At 35.7% G+C, this 12277-nt stretch carries 8 protein-coding genes; 5 read left to right on the top strand and 3 right to left on the bottom strand.

Annotation, left to right across the window (positions count from 1 at the left end; genetic code table 11):
• Window positions 1-23 precede the first annotated feature (23 nt).
• Entirely contained in the window at window positions 24-758 is a 735-nt protein-coding gene (locus CC92_RS0108770; RefSeq protein WP_051650749.1) for a TVP38/TMEM64 family protein, read from the bottom strand.
• Between the two features lie 472 nt (window positions 759-1230).
• On the opposite strand from CC92_RS0108770, the gene CC92_RS0108765 reads away from it, so the two are divergent.
• Window positions 1231-2100: a methionyl aminopeptidase gene (locus CC92_RS0108765; protein ID WP_029503265.1), complete on the top strand. Its 870-nt coding sequence runs from the start codon at window positions 1231-1233 to the stop codon at window positions 2098-2100.
• 147 nt (window positions 2101-2247) lie between these two features.
• On the opposite strand, the gene CC92_RS0108760 is transcribed toward CC92_RS0108765, so the two are convergent.
• Complete coding sequence (locus tag CC92_RS0108760) at window positions 2248-4338, bottom strand: sodium-translocating pyrophosphatase (protein ID WP_242841350.1); 2091 nt, start codon at window positions 4336-4338, stop codon at window positions 2248-2250.
• A gap of 523 nt (window positions 4339-4861) precedes the next feature.
• Between CC92_RS0108760 and tgt the strand changes: the two genes are divergently transcribed.
• On the top strand, window positions 4862-5998 hold the full coding sequence (gene tgt, locus CC92_RS0108755; RefSeq protein WP_029503267.1) for a tRNA guanosine(34) transglycosylase Tgt: 1137 nt from the start codon (window positions 4862-4864) through the stop codon (window positions 5996-5998).
• A 47-nt stretch (window positions 5999-6045) separates the two neighbouring features.
• The gene (yajC, locus tag CC92_RS0108750; protein ID WP_029503268.1) at window positions 6046-6378 is read left to right on the top strand and encodes a preprotein translocase subunit YajC; all 333 of its coding nucleotides are present in this window, start codon (window positions 6046-6048) and stop codon (window positions 6376-6378) included.
• A 207-nt stretch (window positions 6379-6585) separates the two neighbouring features.
• Here the strand turns inward: yajC and CC92_RS0108745 are convergent, their stop codons facing one another.
• A complete protein-coding gene (locus CC92_RS0108745; protein ID WP_029503269.1) occupies window positions 6586-7449 on the bottom strand; it encodes a PHP domain-containing protein in 864 nt (287 codons plus the stop codon).
• Window positions 7450-7581: 132 nt separating this feature from the next.
• On the opposite strand from CC92_RS0108745, the gene CC92_RS0108740 reads away from it, so the two are divergent.
• Together CC92_RS0108740 and CC92_RS0108735 are read left to right on the top strand one after the other, a co-directional pair.
• Window positions 7582-7956, top strand: coding sequence for a TIGR04086 family membrane protein (locus CC92_RS0108740; RefSeq protein ID WP_029503270.1), 375 nt, complete (start codon window positions 7582-7584; stop codon window positions 7954-7956).
• Between the two features lie 239 nt (window positions 7957-8195).
• Window positions 8196-12239 carry an Ig-like domain-containing protein gene (locus tag CC92_RS0108735; protein ID WP_029503271.1) on the top strand — a complete coding sequence of 1348 codons (4044 nt, stop codon included), beginning with the start codon at window positions 8196-8198 and terminating at the stop codon, window positions 12237-12239.
• Window positions 12240-12277 lie beyond the last annotated feature (38 nt).

Here is a 12277-nt window from a genome sequence, read left to right as displayed (position 1 = left end):
TTTGAATTTATTTGTAATTTGAATCACTCTTGTTGATTTGATTCAGTAATTGTGGATTTGTTATGAACTTTATTGATCAGTCGGTGGATAAAAAGTCCAATGACACTGATAACAACAGCGATTGCAAATGCAATAATAGCGTATTTATAATCTTTAAGCCCAAGAGCATTTCCACCGATCGTTGAAGTAACAACCGAAGGAATTCTAGCTGTGCAGGTGATTAATATCCAAGTAGATAATTTCATAGGGGTTAATCCAATAAAGTATGTTAAAACATCCTTGGGGGTTCCAGGTATTAAAAACAATATAAACGTGATTAGATTCAATTTCTTTTTATTCTGAAGAAATTTATATTTCATAAACTTTTCTCTTGGATAAATAGCTTCTACAAATTTCACACCAAAAAATCTAGTGAATAAGAAAACCAAGGTACTGCCAATAAGGATACCAATTATACAAAGTAGAGTACCTTCAAATACACCAAAAGCGTAACCAGCACCAATCTCCAGTGGTTCTCCAGGGATAATTGCAACAATAATCTGAAGTACAACCATTCCAATAAAGATTAGTCTGCTTTTAAATCCCAAATCATCCACCCATTGGCGGAATTTATCGGGTTGCGATACTAATTCTAGCATCCTGATTCCAATAAACCAAAAAACGGCAATGGAAAACAAGAAGAATAAAAGCAGTGAAATTATACTAGTAATCTTTCTTCTTTTTTCGGCTAGATGAAATTCTGGTGATGGATTAGTCATAGTAACTCCTTTTTATAGATTTCAAAAATATAATATCCAATAATTCTCTATTTTTCAACAATTTTCTTTTGCTGTAATAAAATCTTAAGAGAATCGATATGAGTGGTAAATATTTTTTTGTGAAGTGATTATATTTAATAGGAGGATTTCTTATTATAGAAGAATTCTTATTATAAGAGTATGCTGCATAAGTAGGCATATTATTAGGTAAAATGAAAAACATAGATAGGAAAAAATTTGTGTAAAGAATGTGCTTCATAGGTCCTTTGAGAGAGTGAGAAAATAGTAGATTCCTGTTTTAGGTATTGAATTCTTGATTCGAATGTATGATAATTTAGAAAGACTTAGCATAAATGATAGATACAATACTAAGTGAGAAAAAAATTCATATATGTTTATTGGGAGTCTATAAAATAAAGTATAGTATTTTTTTCTCTCATCATATAAGAAAGTAAATTGTAGGAGGTAGGAAATGAAAATAGGTAGAAATGATATGTGCTGGTGTAATAGCGGCAAAAAGTATAAAAGCTGTCATATGGAAATTGATGAGCGAATTGCAGAGTTTGCAAGAGGAGGAGCGATGGTACCCTCCAGAGATATGATTAAGACACCAGAACAGATAGAAGGAATGAGAAAGGCAGGTCATATCAATACGCTTGTACTTGATTATGTGGAACCTTTTGTTAAGGCAGGGGTTTCTACGGAAGAATTAAATAAATTAGTAGAAGAAGAAACGAAAAGGCTAGGTGGAATTCCAGCTTGCTTAAACTATCATGGTTATCCTAAAAGTGTATGTACTTCTATTAATGAAGTGGTTTGTCACGGTATCCCAGATCCGAATAGAATCCTAGTAGAAGGAGACATTATCAATGTTGACTGTACGACAATCGTAGATGGATTCTATGGTGACGCTTCTCGTATGTACTGTATTGGAGAAGTAGGAGAAGAGAAGGAAAGACTTGTTAAGGTAACAAAAGAATGTTTAGAACTTGGTCTTTCGGAAGCAAAACCATGGGGATTCCTTGGGAATATCGGATATGTGATTAACCAACATGCAAAAAAGAACGGTTATACAGTAGTTAGAAATATTGGTGGTCATGGTATTGGAACTGATTTTCATGAAGAACCTTGGGTAAGCCATATAGGAAGAAGGAATACAGACATTTTATTAGTTCCAGGAATGACCTTTACGATTGAACCTATGATAAATCTGGGGAAGGCAGGGGTTACAGAAGACCAAATGGATGGATGGACTATTAGAACAGAAGATGGAAAACCTTCTGCTCAATGGGAGTATACCATCTTAATTACGGAACAGGGAGCTGAGATTTTATCTAGATAAATTAAAAAATACGTTAGCCAATTGAATAATCATAAAAATCCGTCCTATCGAGTTTCGGTAAGACGGATTTTTGTGAGTTCATAATTTTTTATATTATACTCTCGATTTCATAATAATATAATGCATAAACCAAGAGCTAGATATTGATTAACCAAAGAATGAGAATGCAAGGAATATAGCAGCAGTTAAGGATGCGACTAAGGAAACCACGGTAATCTGTGTATTAATAGATGGCCCTGCAGTATCCTTAAATGGGTCACCAACAGTATCACCAACAACCGCAGCTTTATGGGTCGCAGAATTTTTACCACCATGATGCCCAGATTCTACATACTTCTTTGTGTTGTCCCACAAACCACCAGAGTTTGACATAAACAAAGCAAAGAGTAGGCCACTAAGAATATTTCCTGTAATAAATCCACCGATTGCGTAGACACCGCCAATAAGTCCTACCAATAGGGTAGAAACAATTGTCATAAGTCCAGCTGGAATAAGTTCTCTGATTGCTCCTTTGGTTGCAATTTCAATACACCTGTCATATTCCGGTGTAACGCCTTCACGACCTTCCTTTAAGCCATCAATTTCTTCGAATTGACGATGTATCTCAGATACCATACGCTGAGCGTTACGGTTAACACCAAGCATTAACATGGAAGAAAATAATGCAGGGATAGCAGCACCAACTAATAGGCCAAAGAAAACTAGTGGATTTATTATATCAAAACCTTCGATTAATGGTTTTCCTAGTTCAACAGCAGCCACATTGACTTCACTGATAAAAGCACCAAGTAAAGATATAACGGTAAGACCCGCAGCACCGATCGCAAAGCCTTTGGTTACTGCTTTTACAGTGTTACCAGCACTATCTAAAGAGTCAGTAACTTCTAGTGCTTTTTCGCCTAAATTCCCCATTTCAACTAAACCACGAGCATTGTCTACGATTGGTCCATAGGCATCATTTGAAATTATCATACCAACAATCGATAGCATACCAACGGCTGCCATAGAGATACCAAACATCGCATATCCATCGCCTAAAGGTTCACATATCTTATAGGCTGCAATTGCAGAGATACCAATACCTACCATGGATGGAAGGGTACTCATAAGGCCATAGGAAATACCAGATAGAATAGTGAATGCAGGACCGGATTCGCTGGCTTTTGCAACCTGATGTACTGGTTTTCTTCGATCATCAGTGAAGTAATCACTTGCAACACCGATAACTACGCCTACGATTAGACCTATGGTACTTGCAAACCATATTTCCCATTTGAAATTAAAAACTAAGGTTGCCAGTGCAGTAAGTACACCGAAGATAACAGTAGTAACATAGGTATTACTATTGAGAGCTCTGGTTGGATTACCTTTTTTATCCATCTTTGCTGTTAGAACACCGATAATGGAAGCGAATAGACCGATGGAAGCGTAACAAAATACCATACTTGCATTTAGATTTCCGCCAGCTGCCTTATCAATTGCAGATGCCATAACCAAAGAAGCTGACATCGAGGCTACGTTTGAATCGAATAGATCTGCGCCCATTCCTGCAACGTCTCCAACATTATCACCGACATTATCTGCGATAACAGCTGGATTTCTTGGGTCATCTTCTGGAATACCAAGTTCCACTTTACCAACTAAATCTGCACTGATGTCTGCGGTTTTAGTAAAGATACCACCACCTGCTTTTGCAAATAAAGCCATGGAACTTGCACCAAAGGAAAATCCCAGTAATGCAGTAGTGTTGTCAGTTAATAACAATACTAAAGTTACACCAAGGAGGCTGGAACCTACTACTGCCATACCCATAACGGCACCGCCACGAAAACCGGACATAAAGGATGGCTTAATTCCCTTTGTACTTGCTTCGGCTGATTTTATGTTTGCAATCGTTGCGATACTGATACCAACATAACCAGCGATTCCAGAAAAAATTGTACCGAATACATAAGAAATAGCCATTAGTAAATTGGATAAAACTTTTCCTTCCCAAATTGGTGAAGGGAGAAATAGAAAAATAACAATTGCAGCAACTGCGCAAAAACGAGATAAGGTTTTATACTCCTTACGTAAAAATGTAAAAGCCCCATTACGTATCAATTTACCAACAGCAGCAATTTTTTGATTGGAGGAAGGCTGTTGCTTTACCCAGCGATAAAGGAAAAACGCAGCTCCAAATGCTAATGCGGCGGTAATAATAGATACGATTTGAAAAAACAGTACATCAAAATCCACAAGACACATCTCCTTTTTAAGTGATATTTTACATTTCCTTTGTGAATCTTTCTGCATCGTCGATCGGTACTTGAGAATGCATCGCTTCCTTAGTATTTTCTATCAAATACGAAGAACTGAGGTGATTAAAGTAGGACTTGGCAATTGTTCAACATATCTATTCCATCCTATGTAATATAAGTCTAATATACTACAAAAACAGTTAGCACAATGCACAAAAAAGTTCGGATGTATTATTGGGATTTACCTTTTATACTTTGGGAATATGCACAAACATCCAACATATATTGGTATAAAAAGTCAATAGACAAAGGAAAATAAATGTATGACTATAAATGGAAATATTGTTAACAATATGAAAGAAGCAAATAAAACCGTTTAGAAAAAATTTAGTTGAAAAACAGGTGCAATGAAGGTATACTTGTACTACGGTACGTAGTACGGAAAAATTAGGACAAAGTGCTGAAAGCGAGAAAACTCATTTCAACACAAAGAGTAAAAACATGTGCAGAATGGAGTAAAAATGTACAAATTAATCTGTAAAGATGGAAATGCGAAGCGTGGCGAATTTACAACCGTACATGGGAAGATACAAACCCCGGTATTTATGAATGTCGGCACGGCAGCAGCCATTAAGGGTGCAGTATCCACAATGGATTTGCAAGAAATAGGAACACAAGTTGAGCTTAGTAACACCTACCATCTTCATGTAAGACCAGGAGATGAAGTTGTAAAGAAGATGGGTGGTCTTCATAAATTTATGGTATGGGATAAGCCTATATTAACAGACTCGGGTGGTTTTCAAGTATTTTCCTTAGCTGGTCTTAGAAAGATAAAAGAAGAGGGAGTCTACTTTAACTCTCATGTAGATGGTCGTAAGATTTTTATGGGACCGGAAGAGAGTATGAGAATTCAATCTAATTTAGCATCTACCATTGCTATGGCATTTGATGAGTGCCCTCCACATCCAGCAACAAGAGAGTATATGGAGGATTCCGTTGCTAGAACTACACGTTGGTTAATACGATGTAAGAATGAAATGAAAAAGTTAAATACTCTAGAAGATACGATTAACAAACATCAGATGTTATTTGGTATCAATCAGGGGGGAACCTATGCAGACATTCGTATTGAGCATGCAAAGAGAATCTCAGAGCTTGATTTGGATGGTTATGCGCTAGGAGGACTTGCCGTTGGGGAATCTCATGACGATATGTATCGAATCATTGAAGAAACAGTTCCTTACCTTCCAGAAGCGAAACCTACTTATTTGATGGGAGTGGGAACTCCTGCGAATATATTAGAAGCAGTGGAACGAGGAGTAGATTTCTTCGATTGTGTATATCCAGCCAGAAATGGTAGACATGGACATGCTTATACAAATCATGGTAAAATGAACTTACTCAATGCAAAGTATGAACTAGACGATCGTCCGATTGAAGAAGGTTGTGGTTGTCCAGTTTGTAAGACCTATAGTCGTGGTTATATCCGTCACCTGTTAAAAGCAAAAGAAATGCTAGGGTTACGTTTCTTAGTAACACACAACCTGTATTTTTACAACAAGATGATGGAAGAGATTAGAGAAGCAATAGAAAATCAAAATTTTGCAAATTATAAGAAGAAGAAATTAGAAGGATTTGCTGCAGAACAGGGAAATTAGTGAATCAGCAGCATTGAATTATAATGAGAATCTATAGGAGGATTACTATGAATCAATTAGTATTTTTAGCAGACGGTGCAGCAACGGGAGGAGCAATGTCATGGACATGGATGATAGGATACATTATTATCATCGGTGGTTTGTTCTATTTCATGGCTATTCGTCCACAGAAGAAGCAACAAAAACAGATGAATGCATTAATATCTTCACTTGAGATTGGTGATAGTGTATTAACAACCAGTGGTTTCTATGGTGTTGTAATCGACGTAATGGATGAAGTTATTATTGTAGAGTTTGGTAACAATAAGAACTGTAGAATACCTATGAAGAAGTCAGCGGTTGTTGAAGTTGAAAAACCAGCTACGGAAGAGAATAAATAATTTAAAGAAGAATTATTTTATAGAAGAAATCATCTAAGAAGAAATCATTTATAGAATAAGAGAACTTAATAGTAGAAAAAAAGCCATTGAAAACAAGTTATTGTATTTCAATGGCTTTTTTATTCATGACAAGGAAAAGTTCACGAGGCGTACTTTTCCTTGTTTCTAGCAACAAAAAGCTCGAAAAGCGTGCTTTTCTTGTTACTACTATTTTCTATTAAGATAATCCTTTAACATTGTTACAATTTGATATGGAATTTTTAAATTACCCATACCGCTGCCAAGCTCAATGTGAGGTTTGTTGCTACCATGAAAATCGCTACCACCTGTCATTAATAATCCATATTTATTTACATAGCGTCTAATAATTCCTTCATCAAAGCCCGTATTCGTGGAGTAAATTGTTTCTATTCCTACAAGTCCAAAGCTCTTAAGTTCAGAAATAAGATCGTCGAGTTCCTCTAAAGTTAGATGATATAAGAGTGGATGTGCTAAGACAGGGATACCTCCAGCACGTAATATTAATAAAATAGCATCTTTTGGTGTTAAATAATTTCTAGGAACATAGTACTTTGTATCATATCCTAGATATTTAGAGAAGGCTTCGTTGTTATTTTTAGCATAACCATGCTCAATTAAAAAACGTGCAAAATGAGCTCTTGTTATTACTGTGTTTGGTTCATCAAATAAAAGAGCATCCAGCGTAATATCGATATTATCAGCTCTTAGGTTATTTATCATTTTTTGGTTACGTTGGTCTCGTTCGTCAAGTGCATTTGATAGAATTTCTTGTAAATGTATATCCTTTTCATTGACAAATAAGCCAAGGATATGGATATCTTTTTTCTTATATTCAGCGGAGATTTCTACTCCGGGAATCAGTTCTAGTTCATATCCATTTTTTTGTTGTGTCGCAACAGCTTTTTTTGCTTCTTCAATTCCATAGATGGTGTCATGATCTGTGATAGCAATGGCGGCTAATTTCTTTTGTACAGCTAAGTTAACTACTTCTGTTGGGGTAAGAGTTCCATCTGATACATTCGTATGTACATGGAGGTCAACATACTTCATGATTCATCCGTCCTTTCTTATGCATGATTTTAGTATAACATGAGTAAAGTATCTATGCAAACTAAGGTTATAATAGCCTGTTTTCGCTCATATAATACACTAGAATTTTGTACATATAGAAAGGAAAAGAAGATGGAGAGGATGTCTGCAACGAAATCTCGAGCGGTTTATTTATTAAAGTCCTTGGTTACTTCGTATGTTATAACCTTGTTTTTACTACTTATTGTTTCTTTTATGATGCATCTAACAGGTATGGGAGGAACAGCAGTTAGTGTGGCAGTAATTGCAATTACTGTACTATCAGTATTCATTGGGAGTTTTTATCTTGGAAAGCATGTAGAACAAAAGAGATTTCTATGGGGACTAATAGCAGCTATGGTCTACTTTATTGTGTACATATTAATATCTCTTTTAGTGAAGGGAGATAACCCGGTCGATTTCCTAGAGTATGGTAAAAAACTATTAATGATTGCGGCAAGTGGTATGTTGGGTGGAATGCTTAGCTAAAGAATAAGGAAACTTCTTCATTAATACTGTGAATCATAGATTTTTTATAGGAAAGTATGAGAAAAAGTTCTAATGCTACTTAATATAGTCTTAGAACTTCTTTTCATATCAATAATTACTTCATAACTGTTATGAATTGTTTAATCTTTTGACTTATCTTTGCCTTAATTTTTCACTAACATTAAAAGATAGTAAGGATAGCAATGTCGTTAACTAAAGGCAAAAGGTAGGATGATGAAATGGCTTATAAAACAATGAAGAAGTACTTAAAGAAAACAATTACAGCCCTGCTGGCCGTTGCTATGACAGCAGGATGTTTGGCAGCAGGAGTACCAGAAAAACAGGCAATGGCTGCCACTACAGAGAATACGAAACAGGAAAATAGTTCGACCGAAACCCAGGCAGAGAAGAAAGCGGCTACGGGCGCCACTTCAGATAAAAATCAGGATAATTCAAAGAAAAAGGAAGAAAAAGAAAAGGTAAATTTTAGATTTATTCTAACAACGGATTTACATGGTACAGTCAGCAGTACAGACTATATTGGAGGTACTAGCTTTCCAAACTCTGGATTATCTCGTGCTTATCAATTAATTGAAAAAGCAAGGGAAGAAGTAGGAAGAAGTAATGCGGTTACCCTGGATGCTGGTGATGTTCTATTCGATGCTAGTATGGAATATATTATGGATCAGGATTCGGACGCTATTCAACCAATATATCAAGCGATGGCATTGGTAGGATATGATGCAATCACCTTAGGAAATCATGATTTTGATTATGGAAAAGACTATATATTACAGCAGCTCGCAGGTGCTGGTTTAATAGATAAAGTAGTTGTTTCTAATTTAAAAAACTCAAAAGACAATTCCTATCCCTTTTTACAAAATATGATGATAACCCGTGAAGTGGTAACGGAATCCGGGAAAAAGGTTACTCTTAATATTGGTATCATTGGAGAAACGATTCCTACTTTATCGACAAAGACGGATGACTATACTGGTATATGGAAAGGGGAAGACATTGTAGAAAATGTCCGTAAGGAATCAAAGTTACTAAAGGAACAAGGTGCAGATATTGTAGTAGCTTTAGTTCACTCTGGCTTTGGTGAGGAAGAACCTGAATATATGGCTACGAATGCTGCTTACGCCTTGACTAAAATTGATGAGGTAGATGTTGTACTATGTGGACATGAGCACAATGCCTTCCCAGATCCAAAATCGAATCTTTATTATAATTCTATGTCAGGGGTTGACCCTGTAAATGGGATTGTGAATGGAAAAGTTATGGTAATGGGAAAGAATTTAGCCCGTTCGATTGGAATTGCAGATTTAACTCTTGAATATGATCAAACTGCAGATAAGTTTGAAATCGTTTCTAGGAAAGGTTCGAATCGTCATGTTTCTGATTATAAAACGACAGAAAACAAGGCAATCGTTGATACTCTATCTGAATGGAAAGAGGAGATGGAAAGCTATCGTTCTCATGTCGTTGCTAATATAAAAGACGGAGCAACCATTCAAAACTTCTTTAGTTTGCTAGAGGATAGTAATGCACTACAATTACAAAATGACGCAAGAATCGCCTATGCTAGAAGGTATATTGAGCGGTTTGATAAAACATATGCAAATTACCCAGTAATCGCTGCTGCATCGAACTATAGCTATGGTGCAAACTCCGCAGATGATTATGTTCAAATTAGTGGACAAGTAAAGCAGTCCGATTTATTTACGCTTCAATCATATCGTCAGTATACTTGTCTTTATAAAGTGACTGGTGCACAGTTACGTGAGTGGATGGAATGGTGTGCTGGTATGTATAATACGATGGACCCAAAAGATAAAGATGGTACCATGTTAATAGCAGATGAATGGGCAGATCAATGGCAGAACTATTTTGTGTTTGATGGAATCTATTATACAATTGATCCTTATGTAGAGCCTAGATATAATATTAATGGTATTAAGATAAATAATACAAGAAGAATCACAGAGCTAACTTATAATGGAAAAGCCGTAACGGATGATATGGAGTTCATTATTGCAGCAAATTCACTTTCCTCCTTAGCGAATACAAATCCATTATTTAAGTGGGCAAAGACACAAATGGTACGTAACTTATATCGTACTCAAGTATTAATAACAGAATTTTTACAAAATGAAGTAAAGGCCGGAGCTTATGAGCCTTTCGTTGATAATAACTGGAGTTTAGCTTTAAAGAAGGATCAAAAATTCATTCTAAGTCTTCCAGCAATGGCGGATGATTTTACGAAAGCAAAAACTTGGTATGACAAAACGCTAGTGAAAACAGAGGAGTATAATTATTATTTATGCAGTAAAAAGGAGAATAATAAAATTGATGAACCTCATATTGTCGTAGCTCCAGGAGTTTTAGATCCTATCGCTACAGGCTATGAAATTTATGTCGATGCATTTTCAAGCGCAGGTATTAAGAGTGTAAAGTATATTTTAGGAGACCAAACTTGGGTGGCTGGTGATTGGATACTTGCAAGAACAGTTGATAACCATAGGTTTAAGATTACGAGCAATGTAAAGTGTTCAATTCTAGTGGAAGATAATAACGGTGCGAAGAAGTTATATACTCTAGTTGTTGATAATATCGGTGTAAAAGAAATGGCAGCACCAAAGGTATGGTCATATAGTAACAAAAAAGCGTCAGTAACAGGTAGAGCAGAAGGTAATGTAACCGTTATTGTTGAGACTCCAGATGGCAAAAGCTATCAAAGTAAATCGTTAATGGATGGTTCTTATAGTGTCTCAGTTCCAGCTCAGAAGGCAGGAACCTACCTTAATGTTTATCAAAAAGACGAAGTGAATGATCGAGTAAGTGCGAAAGTTAAAGTAAAAGTTAAAAAAAGTGGCCCTGATGTATTGTCTGTTGATAAATATTATAATAATGCAGAGGCGTTAACAGGTATGACAAACGAAGATGGAGCATTGGTAATTGCTATAGTTGATATCAGACGTAGAGTATATGTTCCAAAGTTCGGTGGCAAAGAAAGACTTGAATTATGCGCGGATTTGGATTTAGATGGTTATAGTATTATTGAAGTTGACGAAATACTGGATAAAGATGGAAGGTTTAAAATGTATCTTCCTGATATTGAGGTAGGTTCTAATGTTAAGCTATATAACATTGATCATGTTGGTAGAATAAGCAGAGTCACTTCGACAACCGTATTAAAAGGTGGACCTTATACTCCAGACGTTATGTCATTAACCAATATTGATTCTGTAATTTATGGTAGTGTTAAGTCATCATCGGATAATAAACAGTTATCGATTACAGTTAAGTATGACGATGTTATAATTAAAGATATGACAGATGAAAGTGGATATTTTGCTATTGATCTTGGTACAACATTACCATATGGGAAACAAATCACCATATATGCTGAAGATATAAATAACAAGGACTATCGTTATAGTAAGCATACTACTGTTACAGTAGAAGATATATCAAGTTATGACAAATTTGGTAAACTAACAATAGGCGATATAGAATATGGTACAAAAGAAATAAACATTACTTATTTACCGGAAAGAGAAGTCACACTTGTGATTCCAACTGAAACTGGAAAAGCAATTGTTAATGGAACTACCAACGACAATGGAGATTTCACTTACAAATTAAAAGAAAAGTTAATATCTGGTGAGATGGTATATGCATATCAGCGTAATAATTTAGGAAAGTTATTAGCATTTGACTCTAAAATTGTGAAGTATGAAAAGCCAGGAGTTCCAAAACTTATTACCAAACTTACCAACACCAATAAGACAATGAAAGTAGTGACTAATCAAGATTGTATGCTTTATGCTCTGGTTGGAAATACGCTTTATGAATCCAAACAGGGAAAATATAGCGAGAAGCAGAAAGGGTATGTTCATAGCTTCTCCATAGATAAGGTGGATTCTGGCACTATAGTAACGTTTAATGCGATGAACTTAACAACAATGAGTGATCCGCTTGTAGTAACTGTAGAAAAGTATGCTCCTGATATGCCAAAGGTGAAGAATTTGTCCAGCGGCATGGAGATCATTGAAGGCAAAGTTGATATTTTCTTGTTAGATTCCGTTGAAAATGTAACTGTTAAAAATTCAAAAACAAAAGTTTTTGCTAAGATTAATAATGTAAATTATCAAGGAACTATATCTGAAGATGGAACATTTTCTATTAAAGTACCTAAACTTGTAGCTGGTGAAACAGTAAAGGTTTATGGTTACAACAAAAATGGTTATGGACCTATTCAAACGATTATCGTCCAATAATTCAACCTAAACAGGGAAGTCCACCGCTTCTGTAAGCG

Source organism: Lachnoclostridium phytofermentans (genome assembly GCF_000733755.1).
GTDB lineage: Bacteria > Bacillota > Clostridia > Lachnospirales > Lachnospiraceae > Lachnoclostridium > Lachnoclostridium phytofermentans_A.
This window is presented reverse-complemented; position numbering and strand designations above follow the sequence as displayed.

Coding starts and splice junctions, on each gene's coding strand:
- CC92_RS0108770 (WP_051650749.1), bottom strand. CDS start 758: ATGACTAATCCATCACCAGAATTTCATCTAGCCGAAAAAAGAAGAAAG.
- CC92_RS0108765 (WP_029503265.1), top strand. CDS start 1,231: ATGAAAATAGGTAGAAATGATATGTGCTGGTGTAATAGCGGCAAAAAG.
- tgt (WP_029503267.1), top strand. CDS start 4,862: ATGTACAAATTAATCTGTAAAGATGGAAATGCGAAGCGTGGCGAATTT.
- yajC (WP_029503268.1), top strand. CDS start 6,046: ATGAATCAATTAGTATTTTTAGCAGACGGTGCAGCAACGGGAGGAGCA.
- CC92_RS0108745 (WP_029503269.1), bottom strand. CDS start 7,449: ATGAAGTATGTTGACCTCCATGTACATACGAATGTATCAGATGGAACT.
- CC92_RS0108740 (WP_029503270.1), top strand. CDS start 7,582: ATGGAGAGGATGTCTGCAACGAAATCTCGAGCGGTTTATTTATTAAAG.
- CC92_RS0108735 (WP_029503271.1), top strand. CDS start 8,196: ATGGCTTATAAAACAATGAAGAAGTACTTAAAGAAAACAATTACAGCC.